The following is a 14246-nucleotide window of genomic DNA, read 5'->3' on the forward strand; positions in this document are numbered from 1 at the left end:
GCAAATAACGAAAACAGAACCGATCTACCGGATAGACGCCCTTGGGCTCGCTTGTCTTGCGCTCGTCCTTGCGCATCTTCCCGGGCAAAAATCGAGAATCTACGCAGTCCCACCCAAAGCTAACAGCGTTGCCGCCCAGACTGTTGCGCGTCAACGTCAGGGCGACGCGCAGCAGCCGGATTTATGTAACAACGCCAAGTCGATGACAAACGTTTTCTTGAGTTTTTGGTACCTTTGGGGCGGCTTCAGAAAACGGAATTTAAACCACGCTAAGCCGTCCGCGACGTGTGGCGGAGCTCAGCTATCGCTCGGCGAAGGCCTGATTCTTCTGGCGTGCACGCTTGACCTCGTCGCTTTGCAGGTAGATCGAAGTGGTCGCGATTGAGGCGTGACGTAGGTTATCCCGCACGGTCGTCAGTTCTGCTCCGCGCGCCAGTGCATGCGTGGCATGGGTGTGCCGCCAATCTCGTTGGAGACATAGGCGCCGCTATGTGTCCTTCCTGACTATGTCTTGCAACTCCGCAATAGCCCATCGGAAATCGCTTGTCCAGGCTCACGCGCCATTGGACAGCGCTGAGAAAAAATCCTCCCAATAATTCATACAAGTTCCATATGCACTGACGAATAGGAACGGTATCCTGGCGGATCCATTCTAGGCTGACAGTCACGTGGTTAAGTTATGAGTATTTATGGTCGGGTTGTCGTGTATGCGGCTCGACTTTCCATCGAGCCTGCTCATCAATTCGCGCAGCCGTTGGTCTTGTCGAAACAGTTTGCTTCCCGCCTCTGGCGTCGCATTCGCGATGTCCGTCTTCCGCGCGGCCTGAGCCTCGGCGCAGGGATATGGCTGCTATTGCCGGGTTTCGCTTTCGCGCAAGTGCCGAACGCCGGCAAGTCAATGCGTGAAATCGAATCCTTGCGCCCGGCGTTGCCGGCTGCACCCGAACCCGAGCTCGAAATCGAGCGCCCCCAGCAGGCCACGCCCGTGCCGGACAACGCCGATGCGGGGCCGCGCGTGATGGTTCGGGGGTTCGCGATCGGCGGCAACCGATTGTTTACGTCCGAGCAGTTGCAGCCGCTCGTCCAAGACCTGACCGGGCGCGAACTGAGTTTCGCGGAGTTGCAGGCGGCAGCGGCACGCATCACGACCTATTACCGCGAGCATGGCTATGTGCTCGCGCGCGCGTATCTGCCGCGCCAGGATATCGAAGACGGCGTGGTCCGGATCGACGTGCTGGAAGGCCGCTACGACCGGATCGAGCTGAACAACCGCTCGCGCGTGCGGGACGCCGTGATACGCCAGCCGCTGTCCGCGCTGCGCCCGGGCGAGGCTGTGCGCAGCGCGGACCTCGAACGCACCTTGCTGTTCGTCGGCGATCTGCCCGGCGTCGACGCGAAGGGCACGTTGCGCCCGGGTCGCGTGCAGGGCACGACCGATCTCGTGCTCGACGCGGAACCCGGGCCGATCGCGACGGGAACGCTCGAGGCGGACAACTACGGCAACGTGTCGACTGGGCGCTACCGTCTCACGGGCGGCATTGCGGTCAACTCGCCGTTGCGCGTCGGCGACCGACTCACGTTGCGCGGCATGACGAGCGATGCACGCCAGCGCTACTACAGCGCGTCCTATCAACTGCCCGTCGGCCCGTGGGCGACGCGTATCGGGGTGGGCTATTCGAATCTGGATTCGAAGGTCGGCAAGGGGTTCGAGGCACTCGACCTGCGCAGCCGGGCGAATATCCAGAGTGTGTTCGTCGCACAGCCGCTGGTGCGCAGCCGCGCGTTCAGCCTGGCCGCGCAGGTCCAGTATGAAAACAAGAACCTGCACGACGACTATCGCGCGTTCGAGCTGCAGGACGACAAGAACGTCGGGCTATGGACCTTCACGCTGAGCGGCAACGGCAATGACGGGTTGCTGGGCGGCGGCACGACCGGCTTCTCCGTCATGTTCGGCGCCGGCCGTCTGCGCACCAACGATGCCCTCGAAGCGCAACGGCTCCTCAAGTCGCGCGGCACCTTCAAGAAGCTCAGCGTCAACGTGATGCGTGTGCAGGCGCTCGGCTCGCGTTTCCAGTTCTACACGCAGTTCAGCGGCCAGTTGTCGTCCGGCAACCTTGACTCGTCCGAACAGTTCAGCCTCGGCGGGCCGTACGGCGTGCGTGCCTACACGCTCGGCTCGGGCAGCGGCGACCAGGGGTGGCAGGCCAGCGCTGAATTGCGTTATGCCGTGGCGCCCGGCTGGCAGGTCAGCACGTTCGTCGACGCCGGTCGGGTCCAGATCAACAAATACCGCGTGTTGAAGGACGTCAATTTCATTTCCATGCACGCCGCCGGGGTCGGTGCCGGCTGGTACGGCAAAGGCCGTCAGGTCACGGTGGCGGCGGCATGGCCGTTCGATTCCAGCGCAGGGTTGGCGGCTGCTGCCGGCTCTCCGCGGATTTGGGCCCAGGCGATTCAGTATTTCTGAACGTCTGCAGGCAGTCCCTGCGTAACAACGCAGGGTTGAGTAATTGGTACAACGAGGAAGCCAGAAATGAACAAGACCTACGCATTAGTCTGGAATCACACCAGCGGATGCTGGAGCGTGGCGAGCGAGCAAGCGCACCGTCGTGGCAAGACGGGCGGCGGCCGCCGCGTGATCGCGGCGGCGGTGACGATGCTCGGCGCAGTGGCGGCGACGTCGGCGTATGCGTTGCCGACGGGGCAGCAGATCGTGTCGGGTTCGGGGTCGGTCACGACGTCGGCCGACGGGAAGGCGATGACGATCGACCAGCAGAGCAACAAGCTGATAACCAACTGGCAGGATTTCAGCGTGGGTAGCGGGGAGCGTGTGCAGTTCAACCAGCCGACGAACCAGTCGCTCGCGCTGAACCGGGTGATCGGTCAGAACGGCAGCCAGATCCACGGGCAGATCGACGCGAACGGCAAGGTGTTCCTGGTGAACCCGAACGGGGTCGTCTTCGGTTCGGGGGCGCAGGTGAACGTCGGCGGGCTGGTGGCGTCGACGCGCGACATCTCGGACAAGGATTTCCTGGCGGGCAATTACCGGTTCACGGGAACGTCGTCCGGCAAGGTGGTGAACAACGGCGCGATTACGGCGGCGGAAGGCGGCGGCGTGGCGCTGCTGGGCGCGCAGGTCTCGAATAACGGCGTGATTCAGGCGCGGATGGGCAGCGTGGCGCTCGGCGCGGGCAACGACATGACGGTGAACTTCGATGGCAGCGGCGTGCTGAGTCTGCAGGTGGACGGCGGCGCGGTCGACGCGCAGGTGCACAACGGCGGCCTGCTGAAGGCGGACGGCGGCGAGGTACTGATGACGGCGCGTGCGGCGGGCGACCTGCTCAGCGCGGTGGTCAACAACAGCGGAACGATCGAGGCGAACGGCCTGAGCGCGCGCAACGGGAAGATCACGCTGGACGGCGGGCGCGTGCAGGTCGCCGGCAAGCTGGATGCGAGCGCACACGATGCGGACGCGGCCGGTGGCTCGATCACGACGCGCGGCGAGCGGGTGGAAGTGTCGCAGAACGTGCAGGTAGACACGCGCGCGGCTTCGGGACGCACGGGCGAGTGGACGATCGAGGCGGCGAACGCCGACGTGGGCGTGGCCGCGGCACTCGGCAATCCGACCACGCGCGGTATCGTGATCAACGGCGGGATGAATGGCAACACCGGTAACGGCGACGATAGCGTGAACGTCGGTATCGGCGGTAATGCTGGCGACGGCCAAACGGCCGGCAACGGCACGGGCATCGTGGTCGGCGGGAGCAGGAACGGTGCTGCGGGCGATGCCGCGATCGACGCAGCAACGCTGTCGCGCATCCTGGGCACGACGAACGTCGAGCTGAGCAAGACGGCCGGCGATCTGACGGTCGGCGGCTCCGTGAACTGGGCCAGCGACAATGCGCTGACCTTGACGGCGCGAAACGGCGACGTCGCGCTGGACAAGTCGCTCACGGCGACGGGTGAGCACGCGGGTCTCGCGGTGAACGCAGGCCGCCAGATTCGTGCGAACGACAAAGTCATGCTCACGGGGCAGAATGCAAGCCTCGAGCTCAATTCGGGTTCGGGTCATACGCTGAATGACGACGCGTCGTTCACGCTGTCGGGCGCGAATGCGTCGTACCGCTCGAACGGCGAATCGTATCGCGTGATCCACAGCGTCGATCAGTTGCGCGGGATCGAACAGGACATGGAAGGTCGATACGTTCTGGGCGACGAAATCGACGGCAAGGGCGGATCGTTCCTGAGCATCGGCGACAGCTACTCGTTCGGTGGCCGGTTCGACGGACTGGGTAACACGATCCGCAATCTCGCGGTGTACGGCACCGGGCCGTTCATCGGACTCTTCGGTGCGAATACCGGTTTTATCGGGAACCTGAAGCTGGCATCGATTTCCGTGACAGGCGCGAGGTCGTATTCGGGCCAAGGTCCGGCATTCGTCGGGGGCCTCACGGGCGTGAATCTCGGCACTATTTCGAACGTGAAAGCGAAAGACATGACCATCAAGGCCAGCACGACGCGGTTGCAGGAACTCGGTGGTCTCGTCGGCCTGAACCTGAGCGGCACCATTGATCGCGCGTCGGTGACGGGGCGCGTTGAAGGGAACCGCTCTACCCTGGCGATGGGCGGCCTCGTCGGCGAACACGTGACTTCTCCCGATCCGAAGTACCGCGTCGCCAGCATCACGAATAGCGCCGCCGATGTGGCAATCACGGGCACGGTCAAGGATCAACGGACGGTCAGCGGCGGTGTGGGCGGCCTTGTCGGCCGCAGCACGAATGCGGTGATCGCGCGATCGACGAGCGCGGGCAGCATTGAACTGTCGAATGCCGACGGTGCGAAGGTCGGCGGTCTCGTCGGCGTCAACGAAGCGGGCAGCAGCATCGATGCGTCGGATGCGAACGTCACGGTATCGGTGAAAGGCCGCGACACGATGGTCGGCGGATTGGTCGGTCATAACGACGGTGGCAGGATTTCCGCGTCGAATGCCGGCGGCAGCGCAACCGGCGGCAACGATAGTTATGTCGGCGGATTGGTGGGCTTGAACGACGGTGGCAGGATTTCCGCGTCGAATGCCCGTGGCGACGCAACGGGCGGCGACCGCGCGCGCGTTGGCGGACTGGTGGGTCACAACACGGGCGTCATCACGGCGTCGAACGCCGACGGCAAGGCGACTGGCGGCAACGACAGTCATGTCGGAGGGTTGGTCGGCCGGAATGACGGCGGCACGCTCTCGGCGTCGAATGCGACTGGCGAGGTCAAGGCAGGCGCCCGTTCGAACGCCGGGGGTGTCGTGGGCACCAATGCCGGAACGATCGCCAGCGTCACCGCGCACGGTAACGTGAGTGTTGGCGATGACGGGCTGGCAGGCGGTCTCGTCGGCGAAAATACGTACGGCAAGCAGGCGAGCATCACGAGCAGCTCGACGTCGAGCAACGTGAAGGGCGGAGATCGCTCGCAAGTCGGCGGCATCGTCGGCAACAACGGCGCAACCGTGGCAAGTTCGAGCGCGTCGGGCACTGTGAGCGGCGGTGCCGATGCCCGTCTCGGGGGGCTGGCCGGAATGAATTTCGGCGCGATCCGCCTGTCGTCGACGAGCAGCCGCATCGACTACGTCGCAGCGAACAATCAGCTTTATGGTGGTATGGCCGGGGTGAATTTCGGCACCATCACGCTGAGTTCGGCGACAGGTGACGCCGCGAAGGTGAAGGCGGTCGGCGCCGGGATTGCTCCGCGATAAACGCCGTCGGCGGTGCGGCGGGCCGAGTTTTGGTCCGCCGCGCCTCACCATACAACAGCGTGTGCTCGGAATTCGGTCCCGTCCCGTCAATATGCGCCACGGGACGCAAACTTCAGATCGAATTCATCATGAAGGGTCCAGTCAAGCGACTCTCGAAAAGTGCCGGGAATCTAATGTCGAGATTCCGCTGACGGCGAACTGCATACAAGATGAGTCAGGATGTCCAGGCTGGTACCGTGGGCGCATACACGGCATTCACGATGAGTTACCCCTGATCGGGTAAGGTCAGTCGTAAAAAGCGGATGCTGGCCAGAGCGACGCCGACTGACCTTCGGTGACGGCACAAATACAGGAGTCGACGGCTCCAGCACCGTTCACGGCTCGTTGGCGATTTTTCGCTCTGGCATATACGACACGACACGACTCGATGCGTCGCATCATCACCGTTGTCAGCTCTTAGACGGACGCCGACGACACGTCAAAGATAGGTCATGTTCGAAATGTTGCGTCGCTATAACTTGTCAAGTCCTAAATACACCGGGCGGCACAGATTGTTTGTTCGACGTTTGGCATGATCGAGGCATATCTCTTTTTGCGGATAAATACCGCGACGGTTGCCTCTGCCAGGTTGCCGCTTCACGCCCTTGCACGAGGCCGCTCCGTCTTGATCCATGCCTCAGAGTCCTCTTCAATCCATTCGACGCTACCAGAGTATTTCCGTGTTCGGCGGCGGCGTTATCGTGACAGTCCTGATCCTGATCGCCTGCGTGCTCGGGATGACGTCGATCGTCTATGGCTATCTCGAGGGCGAGCGGCGCAATTTCCTGAGCGGCATGAAGGAAACGCTCAACGAGATCAAGGTGAGCGAGACGTCCTTTCGCAACGGCGTCGCCAATGCCCAACTGATATGGAGGGAGGACGAACGCGCGGCGGACAGCGTCGTCGACGCGTTTTTCGACGGCGATCAGCGGCTCGAAATCACGCCATATCCGTCGCTCGTGCTCGGTGCTCCGGGGCAAACCGGAAACCGTGCCGAGGTCGCGCACTATCTCGCGTTGTCGTTTCTGCTGTCCCGAATTTGTGCGGCCAGTTCGATCAACCGCGGGCGGCTCTTGGAGGGATATCACTACAGCACGCGAACCGGTGTCTTCGCGCTGGTGCCGAATCGAGACAGCCACGATCCGGCGCTGGCCACGCCGGAAGGGCGTGCCCGCATGCTGGATGCATTGCGGATCGATTTCGGCGGCGCCCGGCCGGTGACGTCAAGCGGGCGTCCGCTGGTGCATTGGCTGCCGCCGTTCGTCGATCCGGTGTCCGGGCAGGCTCGCATCAGGATCGCCGCGCAGGCCAGCGCCGACGGTACGCCGTTCGCGGTGCTGGTAACCGAATACGCACCCGAATACCTGCTGTCGTGGCTTCCCGAACATCGGTCGGATGGCACTTTCTTCGTGACAACGGCGGATAACCGGCCCGTCGCGATCGATCCTGAGGTGGCGGCGGATCGTGCGCTGAAAGAGCGTCTGCTGCGGCTGAACGTGTCGAAAGACGAAGCGGCTTCCGATGCGCCGGTTTTCCAGAACGGCTTCGTGATATTCCGCGGCACGCTCGATTCGACTGGATGGACGATCGCTTACGCACTGTCATGGACCGACCTTGCGGCAGGCATCGCGTTGCGGGCGGGCACGCTCACAGCGGCGACACTCCTGGCTATCGCCGTCATGTGGATATTGCTGGTGCGGTTTCATCGCCGTGTGCTCGTGCCCGTGTACGCGCGATCGCAACGCGTGTTCGACAGCGAAGCGCTGTGCCGCAGCGTGATCGAGATGGCGCCGGTCGGACTGGGATTGATTGCGCGACCGGACGGACATTTCATGCTCGTCAGTCCGGCGCTGACGGAAATGGTTTCCCGGATCGGCGGCGACTATCGCACGCTGTCGAGCGAGGTGGTAGCGAGGTACCAGGTGCTTGCCGCAAGCGGCGCGTCCCCCGGCCCGCTGCAAGACGATCTCGTCCTGGCCGGTACGGATGCGCACCTGCATCTCGAGTACATGGTTTGCGGCGCTCGCTATCAGGAACATGACGTGCTGATCGTGGCGATCGCCGACGTGACGGCAAAGCGGCAGCTGGTGCAGAAGCTGGAGGAAGCGGTGCGTGCGGCGGATTCGGCGAACGCAGCGAAATCGTCATTCCTCGCGGCAATGAGCCATGAAATCCGCACGCCGCTGAACGTCATCTTGGGCAACCTTGAGCTACTCGATCGTTCGGCGCTCGACGGGTCGCAGCGCAGCCGGGTGCATGCGATGCGCACGTCGTCGACGGGCCTGCTGGCGCTCGTCAGCGACATTCTCGATTTTTCGAAGATCGAAGCCGGGGCGATGTCGGTCGAGTCGATCGAATTCGACGTGGTCGCCATGATCGAGCATGAATTGAGCGCATTCGCACCGATCGCGAAATCGAAAGGACTGCAGTTGTTTTGCGAGATCGACGCCGCCAGCACGCAAGGGATGCGGGGCGATCCGACGCGGTTGGCCCAAGTGTTCCGGAATCTGCTGAACAATGCGCTCAAATTTACCAGCGTAGGCCGTGTCATCGCGCGACTGTCTGTCGTTGCCGCCGCGGATGCGAGACCGGAACTCTTGATCGAGGTCGAGGATACCGGTATCGGCATTGCAGCCGATCACCATCACAAACTGTTTAAGGCGTTTTCGCAGGTCGATGCGTCAATCGCGCGGCGCTACGGCGGAACGGGCCTCGGGCTCGCGTTGTGCGACCGGCTCGTGACCGCGATGGGGGGAAGCATCGCGGTCACGAGCGCGCCGGGTGTCGGAAGTCGTTTCTCAGTCCGTTTCCCTCTTGGCACGGACGTCGTCGCGATTGGCGAACGGAAGCCGTTCGATGCATGCTCGTTGACGTTGGTCGCCGCACGGGCCGAGTGGCGGAATTTCGCGTTGCCGCATCTGCGGGCGTGGGGGTTCGAGGTCGACGTGTACGACAGTCCGATATGCGTGCCAGTGGATCGTAATACATGTCCTTCCGTGGTCGTCGTGTTCGGCGATTCAGATGATTGCTCCGACACGGAACTCGACGATCTGCTCCGAGGAGCGCCAGTCATTCTGGCCACGCGGGACGGGCCGCTCCAACCATACAGCGCGGGCGGGATTTTTCGTGTTTCGAGTTATTCGATCAGTGGCCTGCGGGCAGCGCTGACGCAAGCCGGTGCTTTATTCGCTCGGAGAACCGAGCGACGACGCGTCCCGACGCAACGGTCGGCGGACCCGCCGCCCGCTCGTTCGTTGCGCGTGCTGGTGGCCGATGACGAATCGGTCAACCGTTTGATTTTCCGCGACCAGCTCGATGCCTTGGGTTGCTCGGTGGAGGTAGTCACGCTTGGGAAGGACGCGCTCGAATCACTAGAAGAAAACCGATGGGATGTGCTCTTGATCGGTGCCGATCTGCCTGACATGGGTGCATGTGCGTTGGCCGGAGAAGTTCGCGATCGCGGGTCGCCGTGTGACGTCGTGGTCGTGACGTCATATCTCATGCCTGGCGACAAGCATGGCTACGTGACGGCAGGCGTACACAAGGTATTGACGAAGCCAGTGACGCTCGCGCACTTGCTAGGCGCCATGGCAAATGCGTCGCGGCGGAGTGGCGCGTCAATACAGGAGCGGGAGATCGAGGTATGACGACTCGGTCGCATGGCGATTCCACAAGAAGGGCGGCCGCCAGTCCTTGTGTAGAGGAATTTGGTATCCGAAATAAGGAAGGCAACGTGTGCGATGCGAGTCGTGCGCGGCTATTTGATTAGATAAAGATAAGGGGGTGGGGGCCGTGCGTTCTTCGAGGAAGGTGTTCGCGCTGTTGCTTAATTTCACGATGCTGGCTGAGAAACCGAGAAGGGAGTTTCTCACGAAGATGAACGAGTTTTTGATGATGTCGCCGATACAGAAAAAGCGGACAATCAACGAGTGGAGGGATATCGTCGATGTCGAACTGTGTGATCTGACCGACGACGAGGCCCGGCGGCAACCGGACGCAAGCGAATTGTGTCTGAAGGCAAAGCGCCGGGTTGTTACGAAAGAGAAGCCGTGACGTAACGTATTCGGATCGATGATCCCGATGACAATCGGGCTTTCAGTCTTGCTCACGCTCGTGGAGCGCCGCTTCGCTCCGTAATGCACAGCGTGTTCGCGTGTCGTCCGATCATGCGCGGGTAGCAGCGGGCAACGGCATTCAAGCAGGCGAGCCAGACGACTCCGGTCGGCTCAAACGGGCATACGCGCCCGTGCCCGCGGTTTATCTTAAAATCACGCCGTTTTCAGTCCGATGCTGTGAATTCGAAAATTGGTCTGCCACACGGAGGGCAAATGATCCCCGTTGAGTCGGAAATCGGATGCGCGACGGGGCACTCAAGGAAACAACAACCATGAATGAATATTCTGTAAGTGTGATCGTAGCGGACGATCATCCCTCGTCGGTACTCGGGATGTCCCAGGGGCTGGAGGGCAGCAGCACCATCAAGCTGATGGGTACCGTTACGAATTCCACAGATCTGGTGACGACGCTCAACGAGCGCCCGTGCGATGTTCTTGTGCTCGATTATGTAATGCCCGGCGGCAAGTATGGTGACGGACTTTCGTTGCTGTCGTTTCTTCAGCGCCGTTACCCAACACTGCGCATCGTGACGATTACGATGATTGACAATCCGGTCGTGCTGCGTGCGATCCGGAAGCAGGGCATCGACTGCATCCTCAGCAAGTCGGATGCAATTTCGCATCTGGTTGGTGCCGTGCATGCCGCGTTTGTGGGGGCAAGCTATTTGTCGCCGTACATCAAGGAACTGCTGCATGAGGGGCGAGAGAGCGCTCCGATTGAGCGTTCGCTTAGTCCGCGCGAGATCGAGGTAGTCCGGCTTTTTTGCGGTGGTTATACGGTCGGCGAGATCGCGACGCAGCTTAGTCGTAGCAAGCAGACCATCAGCTCGCAGAAAGCGAGTGCGATGAAGAAGCTGGGCATCACGCGCGCCGCGGATCTGATCCGCTATACCGATGAGGGAAAACTGACGCATTCTCCCGCACCTGATGAGTCGGCAGCTGACGATACGCGAGAAGGCGACGCGTAGCAGCCGCAGGATGCGCTGCATCTAAACGGGTCCGGGATGTGACGCTTCAAGGCAACTGGGTCAACGCGATCGATTGATTCCGGCATGAGCGTTGTTGGAGACATGAGCGGCGCATTGTTCCGGCGGCCTGAACGCTGCAGGCACGTAGCGATGACAACGAGACGATATGCCAGCAAGACTGAAAAAGCTCATCAAGCGCACTGCGGCTGTCGGCCGTAAGCCCGCCGAGCCCGGCCGGGTACGCCGCCAGCAGAAGGCGATGCTGTACGGCGGCGGCGTGGCAATCACGGCGTTCATTCTGGTCTGTGCGATGTTGGTCGCAAGGCTCGAAGTACAAGATGCCCTGGCGCAAGTACGTTCGACGTTCCTGAAGCGTGAAGCCCAGCTGTACGGCGCAATGCAGGTGACGAAAGTGCTGCTGGGGCGATATTCCGCCAATGTGGAGCTGGCATGGCGGTACGACGAACGTGCTTCACCGGAAATGCTCCAGCAGTGGTCTAACGATCGCGGCAGGCTGTCCTGGCGTAATACCACGGGGCAGGTGTCGATTGCCCTATTTTCCGGGACCTCGCCGGCCCAGCCGAACACCCCGTATTCTCAATATCTGGGGATGATTCTCCGGCAATTCCATATAGTGGCGAACCCGTTTAGGACTTCTGTCGCTCCGGATATCGAAGCGTATCTGATCGGTCTGAAAGGCGATTTTCTCGGGGTCTTTGGTTATCCGCTTGCTGCCCAGGCGCTTGCCGATTCGGCCGATTTCGACCTGCAAGCCCTACTTCGTCAGCTCACTCCCCCGAACGACAGCGTTGGACTACAGCAGCTCGACGAGGCCAGCAATCACGGCATCGTGATTGAGACACGCTTCGATCCGCTGACCGGAAAGCCCACGGTGCGGTTTGCGCAACGATTGTATGACGTCAGGGGCGAGCCGTTTGCGTGGCTCATATTCAACGCCGGACCCCGAATCTACAGCGCGATGGCGCCGGAAGCGATCGGCGAAGAACACGCGCTTGTCGACTCTCGCGGAAATGTACTGATCGGTCAGCAGCGCAGCGGCGCGATGATCGCACGGGCGCTCGAATATGCGCGCAATTCCCATGGCGGGCAAGTGACCGTTCAGCGCGTCGGCGCGAATTTCGTGATCAGTGAGCGCTTGCCGGAGTCCACGCTGACGTTGATGACGACCTTCCCGTGGCAAAGCCTGATGTCAGGCAGGGCCAAAAGCATGAGCGTAATGGCGGGCCTGGTGGCATTCAGCATCACGCTGCTCTGGTTTGCGATCGTGATGGTCGACCGGCGCGCGATACGGCTCTTCGAAAGTGAAGCGCTCAACCGGACGCTGATTCGCACTGCGCCAGCAGGTCTCGCGCTCCTGTCGCTAGCCGACGGCCAGACGATGGCGTGCAACGATACGATGCTCGCCTACGACGAGCAGGTGTCTGGCCTCGCGCTCGGCGAGCGGTTATGGCAGGCCTATCGCGACGTTCAACGTGGCGCGGGCGCTTCTAAGCTCGTGACGCACGAACTGGAGATCGACCATGCAGGACATGGGGCGACGTATCTGGCCGCGAACATGGTGCGTGCGAAATACCTCGGCGCCGACGTGCTGCTATGTACCGTGACCGACGTCACGGTCCGCAAGCAGACCGAACAGAAGCTGCGTGAAGCGCGTGAAGCGGCGGAGCATGCGAACAAGGCCAAATCGACCTTTCTGGCGACGATGAGTCATGAGATTCGCACACCGCTTAACGCGATCATCGGCAATCTGGAGCTGATGGAACGGGCGCGGCTGCCGGCGCTTCATCGGCGGCGCCTCGAGACGATCATGTCATCGTCGGACGCGTTGCTGCGCGTCATCAATGACGTGCTGGATCTTTCGAAGGCAGAATCCAACCAGATGGTGCTTGAATGTATCTCTTTCGATCTGCGCGACGTGCTGCAGAATATCGCGGCGATTTTCCGGCCAATCGCGGATACGAAGCACATCACACTGGCGTGCAGCGTATCGCCTGAATTGGCGGACGGTTACGTGGGGGATCCGGTTCGGTTGCGGCAACTCGTCTCGAACCTCGTCAGCAATGCGATCAAGTTCACGACGCGCGGCGGCGTGACGATCGAAGCGCAGTATGCGCCAGACGGCGCGAGCGGCCGACGCGTCGAAATTGCAGTGAGCGACACGGGCATCGGCATCCCGGAAGACAGCATGCCGACGCTGTTCGACGTCTACCTCCAGGCCGACGCATCGATCTATCGGCGGTTGGGCGGCACCGGGCTCGGTCTGCCTCTGTGCTGGCGTATTGTCGCGTTGATGCAAGGCGAGTTGACCGTCAAAAGCCGCGTCGGCGAGGGAACGAAATTTGTGGCCGCGCTACCACTACCCGATGCGCCGCCCGCCTGGCGGGCCGATCTGCCGGAACTGGAAGCCGGGCAGGACGCGGATCCTGAGTTCGAGGCAGGAGCCGAGCCGGAATCAAACACCGAAGATGAAACGCCGATTCGCGTGCTCGTCGCGGAGGATCATCCGGCGAGCCGCGCATTGCTGCGCGACCAGTTGGACGTATTGCGGTACGACGCCACGATCGTCGCGAACGGCGTGGAGGCGATGCGATCGTTCTTCGAGGCGCCATATGACGTCATATTGACCGATCTGGGTATGCCGGGACTCGACGGCTACGCGCTCGCGAACTTTCTGCGCGAGCAGGGCGCCCGCGTGCCGGTGATCGCGATGACTGCGCATGCCACCGAGGAAGATTATCGCCGCTGTGCGAATGCGGGCGCCGTCGAGGTCGTCCTCAAGCCCCTGTCGATCGCGGCGCTCGACGCGGTACTGCGTCGACATGTATCCCGAGGCGCCGCAACAGATAGCGGATATGCGGATCACGACAATCGGCCCGTGATGACGAGCGAAATCCGCCAGACGCTGCGCGAGGCAACGCTGCACTCGATGGCGGTGATCGGCGACGCGCTGTCGAGCGGCGAAGTCGATGCCCTCAAGATCGAGCTTCACTCGATGCGAGGCGGCTTTGCGCTGGCCGGCGATATAGAGGCGCGGGACGCATGCGCCCGCGTCGAGCGGCTCGTGCATAAGGGCGGGGTCGATGCAGTCAAACGCGTTTGGCCGACGTTTCAGGGCGAGATTGGGCAGGCGCTGGAACGGCTGTCGGAAGCCGGAACGAGCGAGGCGGGAGAGTCGGCTTGCAGTTGATGCAGTCGATTGCGGTCGCCGCGCCAGTGGGCGTGGCTGCTATCGCGCGGCACATTACTCGGCCATCAGGTTTCGGTTCGCGGCAGTTGAGCCTCGCCTTCGGGTTGTCGGCAGGCACCACTCCATTTTCGCCTGCTTTCAAACGAACGGAGACCTTCTTTACGGCTCGACGCAAT

Annotated in this window: 6 protein-coding genes and 1 pseudogene; 6 read left to right on the top strand and 1 reads right to left on the bottom strand. The window is 62.0% G+C overall.

Annotated elements, in window-relative coordinates; translation table 11 throughout:
- Positions 1-301: 301 nt before the first annotated feature.
- Positions 302-460 (bottom strand): annotated as a pseudogene (locus AC07WT_RS21965) (integrase); the annotation flags it as partial.
- A 438-nt stretch (positions 461-898) separates the two neighbouring features.
- Here AC07WT_RS21965 and AC07WT_RS21970 point away from each other — a divergent pair.
- The 6 genes from AC07WT_RS21970 (at position 899) to AC07WT_RS21995 (ending at position 14070) form a co-directional block, all read left to right on the top strand.
- Entirely contained in the window at positions 899-2467 is a 1569-nt protein-coding gene (locus AC07WT_RS21970) for a ShlB/FhaC/HecB family hemolysin secretion/activation protein (protein WP_494948575.1), read from the top strand.
- Between the two features lie 66 nt (positions 2468-2533).
- Positions 2534-5740 (top strand): two-partner secretion domain-containing protein, encoded by a 3207-nt coding sequence (locus AC07WT_RS21975; protein ID WP_494948576.1) that lies wholly within the window; start codon positions 2534-2536, stop codon positions 5738-5740.
- A 671-nt stretch (positions 5741-6411) separates the two neighbouring features.
- On the top strand, positions 6412-9426 hold the full coding sequence (locus tag AC07WT_RS21980) for an ATP-binding protein (protein WP_494948577.1): 3015 nt from the start codon (positions 6412-6414) through the stop codon (positions 9424-9426).
- Positions 9427-9589: 163 nt separating this feature from the next.
- Positions 9590-9832 carry a hypothetical protein gene (locus AC07WT_RS21985; protein ID WP_494948578.1) on the top strand — a complete coding sequence of 81 codons (243 nt, stop codon included), beginning with the start codon at positions 9590-9592 and terminating at the stop codon, positions 9830-9832.
- A 334-nt stretch (positions 9833-10166) separates the two neighbouring features.
- Positions 10167-10862 (top strand): response regulator, encoded by a 696-nt coding sequence (locus AC07WT_RS21990; protein WP_494948579.1) that lies wholly within the window; start codon positions 10167-10169, stop codon positions 10860-10862.
- Positions 10863-11028: 166 nt separating this feature from the next.
- Positions 11029-14070, top strand: a complete 3042-nt coding sequence (locus tag AC07WT_RS21995) for an ATP-binding protein (protein WP_494948580.1) — start codon at positions 11029-11031, stop codon at positions 14068-14070.
- The last annotated feature ends 176 nt before the right edge of the window (positions 14071-14246 follow it).

The organism is Paraburkholderia sp. GW821-FHT02A12 (assembly GCF_059422005.1).